Genomic DNA, 17,640 nt, shown 5'->3' with positions numbered 1-17,640 from the left:
TTGGAAATGCTCTAGTTTTTGCTTTTACGCGCATCTTGTCCGAAAACCGCTTCGCACTTTTCGGGATGCGCTCTAGCCGCATGATATTGGAGACTACGCATGAACGCGCCTTCCACCGCCCAGGATGTTACGACTGTTCCCGTGTCGCTTGGCGACCGCTCCTACGACATTCTGATCGGCAAGGGGCTGGTTGATCGTGCGGGCGAGGAAGTGGCAAGGCGTCTGAAAGGCGTGCGTGTAGCGGTGGTGACAGACGAAAATGTCGCCAAGGCGCATCTCGAGCGTCTGACAGCAAGCTTCGCCAAGGCCGGTATCGATGTTACGCCGGTGATTGTTACGCCGGGTGAGAAGTCCAAATCCTTCAGTACACTTGAAATCGTCACCAATGCCGTGCTGGCGGCGCGCCTGGAGCGTGGCGATGCGGTCGTGGCGTTCGGCGGCGGTGTGGTTGGCGATCTTTCGGGCTTTGTCGCCGGTATCGTGCGGCGCGGCATGAATTTCGTGCAGATGCCGACCTCGCTCCTGTCGCAGGTGGATTCCTCGGTCGGTGGCAAGACCGGGATCAACACCGCCCATGGCAAGAACCTCGTCGGCGTGTTCTATCAGCCGCAGCTGGTTCTGGCCGATACGGAAGTTCTCGACACGCTGAGCCCGCGTGAGTTCCGGGCCGGTTATGCCGAAGTTGCGAAATATGGCCTGATCGACCGCCCGGACTTCTTCGAATGGCTGGAGCAGAACTGGCGGGAGGTTTTCTCCGGCGGCGCGGCACGCACGCAAGCCATCGCCGAATCCTGCCGTTGCAAGGCTGCTGTCGTTGCGCGCGACGAGCGCGAAACCGGCGACCGTGCGCTGCTCAATCTCGGTCATACGTTCGGCCATGCGCTGGAAACTGCGACCGGCTATGATTCGAGCCGTCTCGTGCATGGCGAAGGTGTCGCTATCGGCATGGCGCTGGCGCATCGGTTTTCGGTCAAGATGAATCTCAGTGGCGTCGAAGATGCGGAGCGTGTCGAAGCGCATCTGAAGGCCGTCGGCCTGCCTTACCGGCTGTCGGATGTGCCGGGCGGATTGCCACCGGCGGAAAAACTGATGGATTATATTGCGCAGGACAAGAAAGTGGCGCGCGGTGCGCTCACCTTCATCCTGACGCGTGGCATCGGGCAGTCCTTTATTGCCAAGGACGTGCCGCCGGCAGCAGTGCTGGAATTCTTGAAAGACCGTCTGGAAACGAAATAATGCCAGTCTCGGTAAGTTTGACTCATTGAGACTTGGTTAAGCCAGTGCGGCGATTGAGCAACTTCAGGGCGTGATGCGTCAGCATCCTAGCGCCCTGCCATAAGAGGACAGGGCGAATGACTTTCGAGCTTTGGGTTATGTGCGGCATCATCCTGCTCTGTGTCATTCTTTCCGGTTTCTTTTCAGGTTCCGAAACAGCGCTGACGGCAGCGTCGCGTGCCCGTATGCTCACGCTCGAGCACAATGGCGACGAGCGTGCAGGCGTCGTCCAGCGTCTTATCGGGCGACGAGACCGGCTGATCGGTGTACTTCTGATCGGCAACAACCTCGCCAATATTCTGGCGTCCTCGATTGCCACCAGCATTTTCCTCAACCTGTTCGGCGATGCGGGCGTCGCCTATGCCACGCTGGCAATGACGGTCATTCTGGTGATCTTTGCGGAAGTGCTGCCGAAGTCATGGGCAATTTCGGGACCGGACCGGTTTTCGCTGGCCGTTGCGCGCAGCGTGTCGCTGGTGGTGCTGATCCTTGGGCCGGTTTCCGCTGCCGTGAACTGGATCGTGCGTGTGATTCTCAAGGTTTGCGGCATCAATCTTGCCGCTGGTCGCTCCATGCTGAGCCCGCAGGAAGAACTGCGCGGCGCGGTCGAGGTGCTGCATCGCGACAAGTCGCTCATCAAGGAAGATCGCGATCAGTTGGGTGGCCTGCTTGACCTCAAGGAACTGGAAGTCAGCGACGTGATGGTGCACCGGACCTCGATGGGCACTGTCAATGCGGATGCTCCGGCAGACGAAATCGTGCGCGATATTCTTGCAAGTCCGCATACGCGCATGCCGCTCTGGCGCGATGATATCGACAATATTGTCGGCATCATCCACACCAAGGATTTGTTGCGCGCCCTTTATGACGTCGACAATGATTTTACGCGCATTGACATCATGAAAGTCTCGCGCAAGCCGTGGTTTGTGCCCGACACGACAACATTGCAGGACCAGCTCGACGCTTTTCTCCGCCGCAAGGCGCACATCGCCATCGTTGTCGATGAATATGGCGACGTGCAAGGCTTGGTGACGCTTGAGGATATTCTGGAAGAAATCGTCGGCGATATTGCCGACGAGCACGATATCGAAATCCAGGGCGTTCGCCTGCAGCCGGACGGTTCGGTGATCGTCGACGGCTCGCTGCCGATTCGCGATATCAACCGTGCCCTTGACTGGTCTTTACCCGATGAGGAGGCCACCACGATTGCCGGTCTGGTCATTCATGAGACCCAGACCATTCCGGAAGTGAAGCAGGCCTTCACCTTTTACGGGAAACGCTTTTCCGTGCTCAAGAAGGAAAAGAACCGTCTGACGCGGTTGCGCATCGTACCGCTCGATGCTGATGGAAAGCCGGCCCCGATTGTCGCGGCTTTGCCCCGCTGACAGCTTCGCGGCAGCAGATTTTCACCTAAATCCTTGTTTCTGAACATTTTAATCTTGGATGAAAGCAGCTTTCTCACGAAAGCCGCAGTCTGAGTTGCTTTGCGTTTTCGCATTTAATGCGTGTAGCCTAATATTTAATATCAAGTAATGATAATAATAATAAAAAGGTTTCAATATCAATTTCTTCTAATATAGATTGGATGCAACCAATGGTTACTTAAAATATTTCAGTTGAAATTATTGATAAGATAGGTTTTTATATGAATGTACTGCATATATAAGTCCATATACGGGCGTATTTCGTCTGTTAATGATGGTTTATGTTCTGATACGAAAACTACGGAGAATTTCGCCTGCGAAATGCTTTATAAACAGAGATATAAAATCTTGGTCTATTCGTACTTGCACTAGATTCTATACTGGGATTTCTTTTCTCCGCAAAGTTCGGTCTATCTATTCCATACAGCAAAGGCGCCCGAAAGGGCGCCTTGCATGTTTTGAGATTCATGACTTCGACCCGGTTCAGCGCCGCGTCGCTTCGCCGGGGGCTGAAGGTTCAAGCGCCAACGCATGGACGCCGCTATCGAGCTCGTCCTTCAAAAGGGCATTGATGGCGCGGTGACGCTCGATGCGACTCATCTTGGCAAAGGCGTCGGCAACGATGCGGATGCGGAAATGTGTTTCGCCGGTACCGTCATAGACCTCATGATGGCCGCGCTCCTCGTGGTGATGTCCGGCGTGGAGGTGGCTTTCATTAATGACTTCAAGCCGTTCGGGAGCGAAAGCCGTGGTCAGTTTCGCTTCCATCGCGCTTTGTTTGCTATTGTGAATGGACATTTGGACCACTTCTCCCCATATAGACGCTGTGCCTCATATAACGTTGCTTCGGCAGCAAAAGGTGGGGCAAATCCGCACAGGAAAGCAACCTGCTTCAAAATTTCGCCCAGTTAAAATGGCTCAAAGCCAGACCGGACGAAATGTCAATTCTTGTTCAGCAACTGATAATCCGCATAATTCGATTCGATGACAACGAACTCAAAATTTTTCGACAGTATCCGTATCAAGCCCAAGAAGACCGCGGAAGCGAAGGCTTCGGGGCCTTGCTGCCAGTGGGACGGATGTGACAAGCCAGGCACGCACCGCGCGCCTGTCGGACGCATGCGCGAAGGCGAATATTTCCGCTTCTGTGTTGATCACGTGCGGGAATATAACAAGAATTTCAATTACTTCTCTGGCCTGTCCGATGGCGACATCGCGAAATTCCAGAAGGATGCGATCACGGGCCATCGCCCGACCTGGTCGACGACAGCGAACTCTACCGCCAAGCCGCGCACGTCGCCGGACATGGCGAAGATGCGTTCCGGTTCGGCCTCCTATCACAACCGCATCCGCGATCCCTTCAACCTTTTCAAGGAAGCCAAGGGACATGCGCCGGGCCAGAAAGCGCAGCGCAAGCCGCGTACGCTGGAAATAAAGGCGCTGGCGACGCTCGGTCTTGAACCAAATTCGACTGGCGATAAGATCAAGGCGCGTTATAAAGAGCTGGTAAAGCAGCACCATCCGGATGCAAATGGTGGTGATCGCGGATCGGAAGAAAGATTTCGCGACGTTATTCAGGCTTATCAATTGCTCAAGCAGGCAGGTTTTTGCTAAAGCCTGTTTGGGCCTGACAGGCTGACTATGGGAGTTGTCGCTACAACTCCGACGGACATTCTTCTGCCGCGCAATTGCGCGGGCGCAAGCACGGATGCCCGCAACGAATTACGGAAGGGGCATACCGTCCGGCTCGCCGGAAAAACATGCCCACGGGTGAAAGTTGCCGGTCGGTAGCTTGCCGGTATTAATTCGCGGCCGGTCGCTGCCTGCCGCTCTGGAGGCATGATGAACAAGGTTGAGCGGGATATAGCCAATTTGCCGGATACGACGGTTTCGGTGCGCGAAGTGTTCGGAATCGATTCCGACATGACGGTGCCAGCCTATGCGGCAGGCGATTCCTATGTGCCGGAGCTTGATCCGGATTATCTTTTCGACCGTCAGACGACGCTCGCGATCCTTGCAGGCTTTGCCTATAACCGTCGTGTGATGGTTTCCGGTTATCACGGCACCGGCAAGTCGACCCACATCGAGCAGGTCGCAGCCCGCCTCAACTGGCCTTGCGTCCGCGTCAACCTCGACAGCCATGTCAGCCGTATCGATCTCGTCGGCAAGGATGCCATCGTCGTGAAGGATGGCGTGCAGGTCACCGAATTCAAGGACGGTATTCTTCCCTGGGCCTATCAGCACAATGTGGCGCTGGTGTTCGACGAATATGATGCCGGTCGTCCGGACGTGATGTTCGTTATCCAGCGCGTTCTGGAATCCTCCGGCCGCCTGACGCTCCTCGACCAGAGCCGCGTCATCCGTCCGCATCCGGCCTTCCGCCTGTTCGCGACCGCCAACACCGTTGGCCTCGGCGATACGACCGGCCTTTATCACGGCACCCAGCAGATCAACCAGGCGCAGATGGATCGTTGGTCCATCGTGACGACGCTGAACTATCTGCCGCACGACAATGAAGTGAACATCGTTCTTGCCAAGGCCAAGCATTATCAGAATGCCGAAGGCCGTGAGATCGTGAACAAGATGGTGCGCGTGGCCGACATGACCCGTCAGGCCTTCATCAATGGCGATCTTTCGACCGTCATGAGCCCGCGTACGGTCATCACCTGGTCCGAAAATGCCGCGATCTTCAACGATGTCGGCTTTGCCTTCCGCCTGACCTTCCTCAACAAGTGCGACGAACTGGAACGCCCGATCGTGGCCGAGTTCTATCAGCGCGCTTTCGGCGTTGAACTGCCGGAATCGGCAGCCAATATCGTTCTCGCTTGATGCGGAAGAAGCCTGCCGCCTGATCATATCCGGCGGCAGTGCACTGTCTGATGCGGGGGCGATGAGCTTCGCCCTTGCTTGAAAGCGAAGTCAGGATAGGCATATGTCGGGCCAGAAGTCAGGAATAGGCGATAATTCGCGCGAGCGTAAACCGGGACCGGTGGATTCCGAACCGTTCAAGCGCGCTCTAACGGCTTGCGTCCGCGCCATTTCCGGCGAGCACGAGCTGGAAGTGGCGTTCACCAACGACCGTCCGGCCTTGAGCGCCAATCGCGCCCGTCTTCCCGACCTGCCGAAGCGCCCGACTGCGCACGATATCGCCGTCACACGCGGCCTCGGTGATTCCATGGCGCTCCGTCAGGCGCGTCACAATCCGCGCATTCACGCGGCACTTGCCCCGGAAGGAAAGCAGGCGCGTGCTATTTACGATGCTGTAGAGCAGGCGCGCGTGGAAGCCATCGGCGCCCGCGCCATGGCCGGCATGGCGGATAATCTTTCCACCATGCTTGCGGACAAATATTCGAAAGCCAATTTCTCTGCCGTGACCGCCAAGGAAGACGCGCCGCTCGAGGAAGCTGTGTCGCTTCTGCTGCGTGAAAAACTGACCGGACGGGCCGCACCTGCGGAAGCCGGACAGGTGCTGGAACTGTGGCGCGACTGGATCGAGCAGAAGGCTGCCGCCGATATCGCACGGCTTGGCGACGATCTCGAAGACCAGCAGGCTTTTGCGCGCACGGTGCGTGACATGCTCGCCTCCATGGATATGGCGGAAGAGCTGTCGCAGGAAGAACCGAGCGACGAGGAAGAGCAGAACGACGAGCAGACGCCTGATTCCGACGAGAACGAGGAAGGCGGCGACGAGAGCCAGGAAGGTTCCGATTCCGCTGAAAGCGAGGAATCCGACAGTTCGAGCGATGAGGGCGAGCAGGGCGAAATGGATGCCGCCGATGCTTCTGCCGACGACATGGACGACAGCGATGATATCGACGCGGAAACGCCGGGTGATACGCGTCGTCCGAACCAGCCTTTCGCCAATTTTGCCGAGCATGTCGACTACAAGGTCTTCACGCGCGAGTTCGACGAAGAGGTCGAGGCGACCGATCTTTGCGACGAGGCGGAACTCGACCGTCTGCGCGGCTTCCTCGACAAGCAGCTTGCCAATCTGCAGGGTGTGGTGGGTCGTCTGGCCAATCGCCTTCAGCGCCGCCTGATGGCGCAGCAGAATCGTTCCTGGGATTTCGATCTGGAAGAGGGCTATCTCGATTCGGCCCGTCTGGTGCGTATCGTCATCGATCCGACGCAGCCGCTTTCCTACAAGCAGGAGCGCGATACGGATTTCCGCGATACGGTCGTGACGCTGGTGCTGGACAATTCCGGCTCCATGCGCGGTCGTCCGATCACGGTTGCCGCGACCTGCGCGGATATTCTGGCTCGCACGCTGGAGCGTTGCGGCGTGAAGGTGGAAATTCTGGGCTTCACCACCAAGGCGTGGAAGGGCGGTCAGTCGCGCGAAGCGTGGCTTGGACGTGGCAAGCCTGCCAATCCGGGGCGCCTCAATGATCTGCGCCACATCGTCTACAAGAGCGCCGATGCGCCTTGGCGTCGTTCACGGCGCAATCTCGGCCTGATGATGCGCGAAGGCCTGCTCAAGGAAAACATCGACGGCGAGGCGCTGATCTGGGCGCATCAGCGGCTGCTGGCGCGTCCTGAACAGCGCAAGATCCTGATGATGATTTCGGATGGCGCGCCGGTCGACGACTCGACGCTTTCCGTCAATCCCGGCAACTATCTCGAGCGTCACCTGCGCGCCGTGATCGAGGAAATCGAAACGCGCTCGCCGGTGGAACTGATTGCAATCGGCATCGGCCATGATGTCACGCGCTATTATCAGCGTGCCGTCACCATCGTCGACGCGGAAGAGCTGGCTGGCGCCATGACGGAGCAGCTTGCATCGCTGTTCGAGGAGCAGGGTGCTGCGGCATCGGGCAAGGGCAGACGGCGAGCCGGTCGACGATAGAATATCGGTCAAAGAAAAGGGCGCCTGAAGCGCCCTTTTTTCATGCCTGCTGTTTGGTTGCAGCCAGAACGATTTCGCGTATGCAGACGCCCTGTGGCTGTTCATAGGCATAGAGAATGGCGCGAGCCACATCGTCGGACGAAAGCACAGGCGCGCCCATTTCCTTTTTCCATTCTTCGTAACCGGCCTTGATACCGGCGTCGCTGGTATGGCTCAGAAGTTCGGTTTCCACGGCACCGGGCGCAATCGTCACGACACGGACATTGTGCGGGGAAAGTTCCTCGCGCAGATTTTCCGACATGCCATGCACGGCGAACTTGGTGCCGACATAGGCAACATGATTGGCGAAGGTCTTGCGGCCAGCCACCGAACTGATGTTGATGATGGTTCCGTGCTTGCGCGCGACCATCCCGCCAGCCACGGCGTGAATGCCATTAAGGAGGCCCTTGACGTTTACTTCCAGCATCCGGTCCCACTCATCCGGGTTCTGTCTGGTTACTTCGCCGAGCAACATCACACCGGCATTGTTGACGATAGCGTCGGCGGGACCAAACTTTGCTTCGGCTTCCTGAACGGCGGCCAAAAGTGCCTTGCGGTCAGTAACGTCAACCGATTTGCAGAGCGTGTTCGGCAGGTTGAGCTTTTCCATCGCGTCCAGCCGGCGTGCCAGAAGCAGCAGCGGGTGACCACGTTGTGCAAGCATTTTTGCAGTGGCAAGGCCAATGCCCGAACTAGCACCAGTGACGATTACGAGCGGAAGCTTTTCCTTGTTAAAAGACATCTAATCAATCCTAATCTAAATATAAATATCGTCACGTTGGAACGTGAAAGCTGGTGCTCGAACAAATTCAAGCGATTCTTGCTTTCTTCACGTGATATAGATACCCGTCTCGATAAAGAAAGACCGCAGGCGAAACCTGCGGTCGATCGAATATCGGTTCATATAAGACGTATTTATTGCGGAAAACCTGTTTCCGTTGCCTTCAACAGTTCGTGATTTCTGGAAATGGTATCAGCCGGCGTTTGTCCGGTTTGGCGCGTAAAGCGTCGGGGCAAAGACAGCCAGGATGGCACCATAGGGAATCAGCATCAGCGTTCCCATGATGACCTTCACGAAGAAGTCGCCGAAAGCCAGCGACGCCCATAGCGGCACGCCGAGGCCGAGGAAGGATGCCGGTTCGGCAAGGGACGAATCGGGCATGCCGGTCAGCTTGTCGATCCAGGCGAAACCGGCTGCGAAGGCAATCGAGAAGAACAGGATCGTATCGAGCACAGAGCCGAACATGGCAGCCGCAAAGGGGGCTTTCCACCAGGTCTTGCGACGCAGGCGGTCGAAAACGGTGATGTCCATCAGCTGCGCGAGAAGGAAGGCAGAACCGGAGGCAATGGCGATGCGCGGGGTCGCGAGCCAGACCGACATGATGACGCCAAGCACGAACCCGGCATAAACGACCTTGCGCGCGGCGGCAGGGCCGAAGCGGCGATTCGTCAGGTCGTTGACCAGAAAGGCGATGGGATAGGTAAAGGCGCCGTAGGTGAGCACTTCACCAAGGCCGAAATGCTGGAACGGATACTGGACAAGTATATTCGACGCGGCAACCGCCACGCACATTGCCAGTATCGCAGGCATAAGCCGGGAGTAAGAAGGTGTCTCGATTGACATTTTTTTATCCTGGGTGATGGAACCAGCAAAAAAGGCCGACAGAAGCCGGCCTTTTTTGTCGAAATTTTTGGCCGGAAACTTAGGCAGCAACTGCCGCTTCAGCCTGCTTCTTTGCGATCTGACGCTTCAGCAGGCGAGCGCGCTGCGAGAGTTCCTTGTCGTCAGACTTGACGAGAAACGCATCAAGACCGCCGCGATGTTCAACCGAACGCAGAGCGTTGGCGGAAACGCGCAGGCGATAGCTCTGGCCGAGCGTTTCGGACATCAGCGTAACATTGCAGAGGTTCGGCAGAAAGCGGCGACGCGTCTTGTTGTTCGCGTGGCTGACATTGTTGCCGTACTGGACCGACTTGCCGGTCAATTCACAAGCGCGGGACATTTTGGTCTCACCTTCAATTACGTTCTTTTCAGGCCCCGACCCGAATGTCCGAATTCAAGCAATCAACGCAGTTTGATGCTGCTGGCGCGCGATCTCGGACAGGCGGCCTATTGGGAAAGTCGCGTTTCTATAGTGACAGCAGCCGTTGCAGTCAAGTGAGATTCCGTATCCATCGCGCAAAGACGCGGTTTTCCGGCTTTCGCACGGTCTTCACGAAAGCTTGCGATCATAACTTCGCCAGTTTTGCTTGGCTTACACAGATACTGTATCGAAGAATCCCACGCAACTTTGTGGCGTTCCAATGTGGTTGAAAACCATCAGGGGACGACCAGGCGAAAACAAGTCGCAAGATTGGATAAAGCGAATTTGCTTTGAGTTTTTGTCTTTACGCATGTCTTTATCGGAAAACGCTCCCCCTTTTCCACGACGTGCTTTAGCGAAAGGAATGCGCGCATGATCGAACCGTCGCATAAGTTGAAGCCCGTCTGGCACCGGCTGGCGCATGGTGGTGTGTTGGCCTTCGCGGGCCTGATCTTTGCGGGATCAATGATTGCAGGCGGACCGGCCAGGGCCAATGATCTTTATCGAACCGAATACGATATTTCCATTTTCGGGCTTTCGATTGCAAAGTCCGCCATGGAAACCACGGTTAATGGCGCAAATTACAACCTCAACGGCCGCTTTTTGACTTCCGGTCTGGCGCGGGTGTTCGACAATACGGACGGCACCGTGCACGTTACCGGCAGCACTGTCAGCGGCAAGGTCGTGCCGAAGAGCTTCGATCTCGCTTACAAGCATGGCCGCAAGAACAAGAGCACCACGATCCGCTTTGCCAATGGCAATGTCGTCTCGGCAGAAAACCAGCCTCCGGTGAAAAAGCGCGATCCATGGGTGGAAACATCGCCGCAGGACCTTCTCAATGTCAGCGATCCGCTGAGCGCGCTCATGATACCTGCAAAGAACGGTCGGGCAGTCTGCGACCGTTCGCTGAGCGTGTTTGACGGGCAGACCCGCGCGGAGATCAAGCTTTCCTTCAACGGCACCGAATCGTTTACGACCGATGGCTTCACCGGCGAATCGGTCATCTGCTCTGCAAAGTTTGTTCCGATTTCGGGATATCAGAAGGGCAAGAAGGCTATCGATTATCTGAGCAATCGCAGCCGGATGACGATTTCCTTCGCATCGCTTGGCAATTCGGGCATCTATGCGCCCGTCGTGGCCCGAATCGGGACGCAGATCGGCACACTCAAGATCCAAGCCACCCGTTTTTCCAAGGTCAACTGACCGGCGGTCAGAATTCAATGCTTCGGATGCACGCATTCCTCATGGTTGCCGAGGATTTCGATCACGCGGCACTGGTCGATGCGGCCATGGGCGGTGCATTCCAGCATGCGCTGCAATTCCGTTTTCAGTGACAGCAGTTTTGCGATGCGATGTTCGACATCGCTCAAGCGTGCGCGTGCAATGGCGTCGGCTGCCGCACAGGACTGGTCGGGATTATCCTGAAGATCAAGTAGAGTGCGGATGGCATCCACCTCAAAACCCAGATCGCGTGCGTGACGGATGAAAAGCAGCCGTTGGACATCCTGCCCGTCATAGAGGCGGCGATTGCCGTCGCTGCGCGGTGGTGAGGGCAAGAGGCCGATCTGCTCGTAATAGCGAATCGTCGGCACTTTGACGCCGCTCGCTTTCGATGCTTCGCCGATCGATACATTCATGATCATTTTCCGCTTGCTCCTCTAGTCACTAGAGGATGTAGACCTTGCTCAAGACAATTCAAGAGCGATCCTGAAAAGGGCAGATCATGAGTGAAACATTGAACCAGATTCGCTTTCGCATCGACGGTATGGATTGCGCATCCTGCGCAGCCAAGATCGATACTGCCGTGCGGCGGGTGCGCGGTATCGAGGATGTGTCCGTCTCTGTCACGGCAGGCACGATGACTGTCAGCCATGATGGAACGGGCGATCTCGACAAAGTCGCAAGCAAGGTACGCAGCCTCGGCTATGGCGTCGAACCGCTCATCGAGGAAAAAGCAGTCGCGAAGCGAGAGCATTCGCACGATCATTCTCACCACGACCACGACCACGACCACGACCACGACCATGCGGCGTGCGGTGGTCATCACGACCACCACGATCATGATCATGAAGCCCATGACAAGGCTATTGCTGTAACGGCCAACAGTTTCCGCTTTCAGGTCGATGGTATGGATTGTGCATCCTGCGCGGCCAAGATCGATACTGCCGTGCGTCGCCTTTCGGGCGTGACAGATGTGTCCGTCTCAGTGACCAATGGTGCGATGACCGTCAATCATGATGGAACGGCAAAGAGCGACGAAATTGCCGGAAAGGTGACGGCGCTGGGCTACAGGACCGCGCTTGCCGAAACCGCTGCCCCCGGTGCCGGTTCTACACCAAAGGCGACCGCGCCAACAAAGCCGCTGTCCTGGTGGCGTTCAAAAAAGGGCCAGATGATGCTGGCCTGTGGCGGCGGGCTGGTCGCGGCCTATATTGTCGGACATCTTTATCCGCCCCTCGCGCTTTGGGCTTTTACGGCCGCAATGCTGATCGGCCTCGTGCCGATTGCTAGGCGTGCCTATATGGCGGCGATCAATGGCACGCCATTTTCCATCGAGATGCTGATGACAATTGCTGCTGTGGGCGCGATGTTCATCGGCGCGACCGAGGAAGCGGCAGCCGTCGTGTTTCTGTTTCTGGTCGGTGAGCTTCTGGAAGGCGTTGCCGCCGGAAAGGCGCGCGCCAGCATTCAATCCCTGACCATGCTGGTGCCGAAGACAGCTTTTCTTGAGAAAAACGGAGCGACCACCGAAGTTGCCGCCGACAGCCTGGCGGTCGGCGATGTGATCTCCGTGCGTCCGGGCGACCGTATGCCTGCGGACGGCGAAATCCTGACGGGCGAGAGCGCTGTCGATGAAGCGCCGGTTACCGGTGAAAGCACGCCGGTCGGGAAGGCTGAAGGCGATGCGGTTTTTGCGGGCACGATCAACGGCGACGGCGTGTTGCGGGTCCGGGTTACGGCTGCGGCGCAGGACAACACCATCGCCCGTGTTGTGCGGCTGGTCGAGGAAGCGCAGGAAGCCAAGGCGCCGACGGAACGTTTCATCAATCGTTTCTCGACCTATTACACGCCGGGCGTCGTGGTTGTGGCCGCACTCGTCGCCATTCTGCCGCCGCTTCTTGCGGGTGGCGACTGGAATGAATGGGTCTACAAGGGGCTTGCGATCCTTCTGATTGGTTGCCCCTGCGCGCTGGTCATATCCACACCTGCTGCCATTGCTGCGGCTCTCTCGTCAGGCGCACGGCGCGGCCTTCTCATGAAGGGCGGGGCAGTGCTGGAAACCATCGGCAAGATCACGGCGGCCTGCTTCGACAAGACCGGCACGCTGACCGAAGGCAAGCCGCAGGTGACAGATGTTCTTGCAGGCGACCTGCCCGAAGATGAAGTGCTGCGTCTTGCTGCGTCCCTGGATGCAGGTTCAAGCCATCCGTTGGCGCTGGCGATTGTCGGTGCTGCAGAACAGCGTAACCTGAAACTGTCCGTCATCACGCAGGGCAAGGCCCATGGCGGCAAGGGTGTTTCAGGGACGGTTGGTGAAATGGACCTGTTTCTGGGGTCGCGCCGCGCAGCCAATGATATTGCGGCCATTCCGGATGCGCTGGCGAGCCGTATTGCCGCCTGCAACGACGAAGGCAAGACCGTTTCTGTCCTTGTCGCCAATGGCAAGATTGCCGGTGCAATCGCCATGCGTGATGAACCGCGCGCCGATGCCATTGCCGGTTTGCAGGAACTGAAAGCTGCCAATATTCGCACCGTCATGCTGACGGGTGATAATCGTCGTACCGCGGAAGCAATTGGTCACGACCTTGGTATTGAGGTGCAGGCCGAGCTTCTGCCGGAAGACAAGCAGCGCATCGTCGGCGAGTTGCGTAACGACGGTCTGATCGTCGCCAAGATCGGCGATGGCATCAACGATGCACCGGCACTGGCTGCCGCCGATGTCGGCATCGCCATGGGTGGCGGTACTGACGTGGCGCTGGAGACGGCCGACGCCGCTGTCCTGCACGGGCGGGTTGGCGATGTGGCGGAAATGGTCGATCTTTCCAAGCGAACCATGCGCAATATCCATCAGAATATTGCCATAGCGCTCGGATTGAAGGCTGTCTTTCTGGTGACCACCGTTCTGGGTATCACCGGCCTCTGGCCCGCGATTCTGGCCGATACAGGCGCAACCGTTCTCGTGACGCTCAATGCTTTGCGGCTTTTGCGGCAACCGGCGCGATAAACTAATTGCCGCGCTCCCTCCCTCATGCTGAGGAGCGGCCCGAGAAATCGAGGGCCGTGTCTCGAAGGGCGAGGGACGGCTCCATTAGTTCCCATCTCCAATCTTTCGAGATGGTATCCTTCGCGAGCTCAGGATACCTCCTCAAGATGAGGAGCTGGGGCAATCGCCCGAAAATTTACTCGCCGATCAGAACGCGGATGCGCTCGCTATATTGCTTGCCGAAGGCGAGATGTTCGGGATTGATATCCTTCAATTCGTCGACGAGCTGCGGTTCACTCTCGGCGTCTGCGGCGGCAAGGCTGCTCATCAGGGCGAAATAGCCGAGAATATAATCGTGCGGTGTAATGTTCTGGGCCTTGAGCACTTCAACCACTTGCGGGCGGGATTCGACGCTCTTCACCATCTTGTCGAAGGAAGGCGTGGCATCCTGTCCTTCCTCTTCGGTCGCTGAAAGTTCCATGCCGCCTAGCTGTTCCTGCACTTTTTCCATGCGCGACAGGAAATCTTCGCTCAGCTTGAAATTGTTGATTTCGGCAGGCGTCTGCTTCGGCGCGACATCAAGCAGATCGTCGGCAAACGCGACGCCGGTGGAAACGGGCAGGGCGATAAGGGAAAGGCCGAGGAAAACGGCGCAGCCTGCAATCTTGAAACGGGAAAACACCGTCATTCTTCTATCCTCGAACTGTGGAACGATTCGCGCTCTCAAATAGCAATAGCATATGTCAGAACATATCCTTGCGCTTGCGGATTTCGGCAAACACGGCTTCGTCGGGTGCATCCTGCAGGCCGAGGCGGCTGCGAATGCCTGCATCATGCCAGCGCAGGAAGGGATTTGTCGCCATTTCAAGCGCGATGCTTGACGGCAATGTCATGCGATCGGCGGCACGAAGCCTTGCAATCTCGGCGGCGCGCTCCTTGAGGGCGGAATTGGCCGGGTCGATGGTGAGCGCAAATCGGGCATTGCTTTCCGTATATTCATGGCCGCAATAGACCGCCGTGTCGCCGGGAAGCGCAACCAGCTTCTGCAATGACTGAAACATGGTGAGCGGCGTTCCCTCGAAAAGCCGTCCGCAGCCGAGCGCGAACAGCGTATCGCCCGTGAAGACGGCTTTCGCATCGGGAAGATAATAGGACACTTCGCCCGCTGTATGACCTGGCGTTGCGATGGTCTTGACGCGGAAGAGACCGAAGGTGAATTCGTCGCCGTCCTTCACGGTCCGGTCGATACCGGGAATCTTTGCTTCTTCGGCCTTGGGGCCGATGATGCTGACCCCGTATTTCGCTTTCAACGCTTCGTTGCCCTCGACGTGATCGAGATGGTGGTGCGTGGTGAAGATAAAATCGAGCGTCCAGCCGCGTCGCTTCAGCGCCGCTTCTATTGCCGCTGCATCAGGCGCATCGATGGATGCTGTCAGTGCACTTTGGGGATCGTGGATGAGGACGCCGTAATTGTCGCTGCGGCAGATGAACTGTTCGATTTCAAGCCGTGGTGCGATGCTGTTCATGGCGTCCTTCCTCCTGTTATGCCAAGGCGCTGAGATGCTGACGCATCACGCCTTGAAAATGCTCAATCGCCGCACGGGCTGACCAAAGCTTGATGAGTTTCACTGATCAGGCTTTGGTATTACGATGCGGTCTTGTTGTCTTCCGTCAGCGAATGCTTCTGGATAAGCGGCATTTGTAAAAGCGTGAAGACAATGGTGATGGGCATAATGCCCCACACCTTGAACGATACCCAGGCATCGGTTGAGAAATTCCGCCAGACAACCTCGTTGACCACGGCGAGGAAAATAAAGAAAAGACCCCAGCGCAGCGTCAGCTTTCGCCAGCCTTCGGCATCGAGACGGAAGGCCGAATCAAACACATAGCCGAGCAGGGACTTGCCGAAGAAGAGGCCGCCGAGCAGGATCGCACCGAACAGCGTGTTGACGATAGTCGGCTTCATCTTGATGAAGGTGTCGTTATGGAGCCAGAGCGTCAGCGCCCCGAACACCAGCACGACGATGCCGGAGACAAGCGGCATGATGGGCAGGGTGCGCGTCATTGTCCATGAAATGGCGAGCGCGATTACGGTTGCGCCCATGAATAGCGCCGTTGCCAGAAAGATCGGTGCGCCGATAGACGCCAGCACCGGAAAACGCTCGATCAGCATTTCGCCGCGCGCATTGGCAAAGAAGAAGACAAGAAGCGGCCCCAGCTCCAGCGCCAGCTTGAGCAGCGGCGGGACTTCCCGGCGTTCGGCTTCGCTTTTCTGTGACGGATCGCGTTCGAAAACGGGATGCTCCATCAGGCAACTCCTGCGATGGCGCGGGCAAAATCCTTGGCCGCAAAGGGTTCCAGATCGTCGACACCTTCGCCGACGCCGATGAAATAGATCGGCAGTTTATGCTTGGCCGAGATGGCGACAAGAATGCCGCCCCGTGCCGTGCCGTCAAGCTTGGTCATGACCAGGCCGTTGACACCGGCAATATTCTTGAAGATTTCGACCTGATTAAGGGCGTTCTGGCCGGTGGTGGCATCGAGTGTCTGCAAAACGGTATGCGGCGCTTCCGGATCATGCTTGCCCAGAACGCGCACGATCTTGGCAAGCTCGTCCATCAGTTCGGCCTTGTTCTGCAACCGTCCTGCCGTATCGATGATGAGAACGTCACTGCCCGCTTCCTTGGCCTTTTCCCATGCATCATAGGCAAGCCCTGCCGCATCGGCGCCGAGCTTGGAGGACACGACCAGCGAACCGGTGCGTTCGCCCCAGATGTGCAACTGCTCGATGGCTGCTGCGCGGAATGTGTCGCCTGCCGCCAGCATGACCTTGAGGCCGCCGGCGGTAAGCTTTGCGGCAAGCTTGCCGATGGTGGTGGTCTTGCCGGTGCCGTTGACGCCGACCACGAGGATGACATGCGGCTTGTGCGACAGGTCAAGCTCCAGCGGCTTTGCCACCGGGCCTAGAACCTTTTCGATTTCCGCGCCCATGATGGTGCGTACTTCCTCGCCCGTCACGTCCTTGCCGTAGCGACCCGACGCAAGCGCATCGGTCACGCGCATGGCGGTCTCAAGCCCGAGATCGGCCTGGATCAGCACGTCTTCGAGATCCTGCAGCGTGTCATCATCGAGCTTGCGCTTGGTGAAAATGCCGCCGATGGATTCGCTCAATGAATTCGATGAACGGAGCAGGCCGCGACGCAGTCGCTCGAACCAGGACAGCTTTGGCTCAGGCGCTGCCTCAACCGGCGCTTCTTCCTTATGTTCCTCGACGGCCTTGGCGACCTTGACCTTCTTGGGCTTCACCGGCTCTGGCTGAGGTGCGGGTTCGACCGCTTCCTCTACCACTGGTTCATCAGGAGTTTTCGCGACATCGGACTGTTCGAGTTCGACAGCAGGTTCCGGCTCAGGCTCGACAACAGGCTCTGGCGCAGGTGCTTCGACCGCGATTGGTTCCATCACCGGAGGCTGTTCAATCGGGATTTCGATCTCGGCAACCGGATGCTCCGGTTCAGTCTTTTCTTCCTCAACCGTTTCTGTCGCAGGCTCTTCAATCGGCTCAGGCTTGTTGGCGATCACCGGCACTTCCGGTTCGGAAATGACCACTTCAACGACGGCATTTTCGGTTTCTTTGGGCGCTTCGGCATTTTCAGGAAGCTGTGTTTCCAAAGCCGTTTCCACGGCATCGGGAGCCGGTTGTTCGACCGGTTTTTCCTCGACCTCCTTCTTGCCGAAGGAGAACATTTTCTTGATGAAACCCATTGCCAT

17 protein-coding genes are annotated in these 17,640 nt (G+C 57.3%); 8 read left to right on the top strand and 9 right to left on the bottom strand.

Annotation, left to right across the window (positions count from 1 at the left end):
• Positions 1-99: 99 nt before the first annotated feature.
• Entirely contained in the window at positions 100-1,236 is a 1,137-nt protein-coding gene (aroB, locus tag MKS82_RS13085) for a 3-dehydroquinate synthase (protein ID WP_109986968.1), read from the top strand.
• Positions 1,237-1,352: 116 nt separating this feature from the next.
• Entirely contained in the window at positions 1,353-2,660 is a 1,308-nt protein-coding gene (locus MKS82_RS13080; protein ID WP_109986967.1) for an HlyC/CorC family transporter, read from the top strand.
• A 522-nt stretch (positions 2,661-3,182) separates the two neighbouring features.
• Here the strand turns inward: MKS82_RS13080 and MKS82_RS13075 are convergent.
• The gene (locus MKS82_RS13075) at positions 3,183-3,497 is read right to left on the bottom strand and encodes a BolA family protein (RefSeq protein ID WP_109986966.1); all 315 of its coding nucleotides are present in this window, start codon (positions 3,495-3,497) and stop codon (positions 3,183-3,185) included.
• Between MKS82_RS13075 and MKS82_RS29665 the strand changes: the two genes are divergently transcribed.
• The 4 genes from MKS82_RS29665 (at position 3,490) to cobT (ending at position 7,545) form a co-directional block, all read left to right on the top strand.
• On the top strand, positions 3,490-3,687 hold the full coding sequence (locus tag MKS82_RS29665) for a hypothetical protein (protein WP_109987167.1): 198 nt from the start codon (positions 3,490-3,492) through the stop codon (positions 3,685-3,687). The two genes, MKS82_RS13075 and MKS82_RS29665, sit on opposite strands and share 8 nt — an antisense overlap.
• Positions 3,684-4,313 carry a J domain-containing protein gene (locus MKS82_RS13070; RefSeq protein WP_109986965.1) on the top strand — a complete coding sequence of 210 codons (630 nt, stop codon included), beginning with the start codon at positions 3,684-3,686 and terminating at the stop codon, positions 4,311-4,313. Before MKS82_RS29665 ends, MKS82_RS13070 begins: the two co-directional genes overlap by 4 nt.
• A gap of 228 nt (positions 4,314-4,541) precedes the next feature.
• On the top strand, positions 4,542-5,528 hold the full coding sequence (gene cobS / locus MKS82_RS13065; protein WP_061344554.1) for a cobaltochelatase subunit CobS: 987 nt from the start codon (positions 4,542-4,544) through the stop codon (positions 5,526-5,528).
• Positions 5,529-5,631: 103 nt separating this feature from the next.
• Entirely contained in the window at positions 5,632-7,545 is a 1,914-nt protein-coding gene (gene cobT / locus MKS82_RS13060; RefSeq protein ID WP_109986964.1) for a cobaltochelatase subunit CobT, read from the top strand.
• 40 nt (positions 7,546-7,585) lie between these two features.
• Here the strand turns inward: cobT and MKS82_RS13055 are convergent, their stop codons facing one another.
• From MKS82_RS13055 to rpmB, 3 genes are all read right to left on the bottom strand, one after another.
• Positions 7,586-8,326 carry an SDR family oxidoreductase gene (locus MKS82_RS13055; protein ID WP_109986963.1) on the bottom strand — a complete coding sequence of 247 codons (741 nt, stop codon included), beginning with the start codon at positions 8,324-8,326 and terminating at the stop codon, positions 7,586-7,588.
• A gap of 231 nt (positions 8,327-8,557) precedes the next feature.
• Entirely contained in the window at positions 8,558-9,208 is a 651-nt protein-coding gene (locus MKS82_RS13050) for a queuosine precursor transporter (protein WP_029929650.1), read from the bottom strand.
• 79 nt (positions 9,209-9,287) lie between these two features.
• A complete protein-coding gene (gene rpmB / locus MKS82_RS13045) occupies positions 9,288-9,587 on the bottom strand; it encodes a 50S ribosomal protein L28 (RefSeq protein WP_010657607.1) in 300 nt (99 codons plus the stop codon).
• A gap of 453 nt (positions 9,588-10,040) precedes the next feature.
• Between rpmB and MKS82_RS13040 the strand changes: the two genes are divergently transcribed.
• Positions 10,041-10,871 (top strand): DUF3108 domain-containing protein, encoded by an 831-nt coding sequence (locus MKS82_RS13040; protein WP_109986962.1) that lies wholly within the window; start codon positions 10,041-10,043, stop codon positions 10,869-10,871.
• A 14-nt stretch (positions 10,872-10,885) separates the two neighbouring features.
• On the opposite strand, the gene MKS82_RS13035 is transcribed toward MKS82_RS13040, so the two are convergent.
• The gene (locus tag MKS82_RS13035; RefSeq protein ID WP_109986961.1) at positions 10,886-11,311 is read right to left on the bottom strand and encodes a MerR family transcriptional regulator; all 426 of its coding nucleotides are present in this window, start codon (positions 11,309-11,311) and stop codon (positions 10,886-10,888) included.
• A gap of 80 nt (positions 11,312-11,391) precedes the next feature.
• Between MKS82_RS13035 and MKS82_RS13030 the strand changes: the two genes are divergently transcribed.
• The gene (locus tag MKS82_RS13030; protein WP_109986960.1) at positions 11,392-13,893 is read left to right on the top strand and encodes a heavy metal translocating P-type ATPase; all 2,502 of its coding nucleotides are present in this window, start codon (positions 11,392-11,394) and stop codon (positions 13,891-13,893) included.
• A 175-nt stretch (positions 13,894-14,068) separates the two neighbouring features.
• On the opposite strand, the gene MKS82_RS13025 is transcribed toward MKS82_RS13030, so the two are convergent.
• From MKS82_RS13025 to ftsY, 4 genes are all read right to left on the bottom strand, one after another.
• On the bottom strand, positions 14,069-14,560 hold the full coding sequence (locus MKS82_RS13025) for a hypothetical protein (RefSeq protein WP_109986959.1): 492 nt from the start codon (positions 14,558-14,560) through the stop codon (positions 14,069-14,071).
• Between the two features lie 55 nt (positions 14,561-14,615).
• The gene (gene gloB, locus MKS82_RS13020; RefSeq protein ID WP_109986958.1) at positions 14,616-15,398 is read right to left on the bottom strand and encodes a hydroxyacylglutathione hydrolase; all 783 of its coding nucleotides are present in this window, start codon (positions 15,396-15,398) and stop codon (positions 14,616-14,618) included.
• 119 nt (positions 15,399-15,517) lie between these two features.
• Entirely contained in the window at positions 15,518-16,180 is a 663-nt protein-coding gene (locus MKS82_RS13015) for a septation protein A (RefSeq protein ID WP_012091125.1), read from the bottom strand.
• Positions 16,180-17,640: a signal recognition particle-docking protein FtsY gene (gene ftsY / locus MKS82_RS13010; protein ID WP_109986957.1), complete on the bottom strand. Its 1,461-nt coding sequence runs from the start codon at positions 17,638-17,640 to the stop codon at positions 16,180-16,182. Before ftsY ends, MKS82_RS13015 begins: the two co-directional genes overlap by 1 nt.

It is taken from the genome of Ochrobactrum sp. A-1 (assembly GCF_022488005.1).
Lineage (GTDB): Bacteria > Pseudomonadota > Alphaproteobacteria > Rhizobiales > Rhizobiaceae > Brucella.
This window is presented reverse-complemented; position numbering and strand designations above follow the sequence as displayed.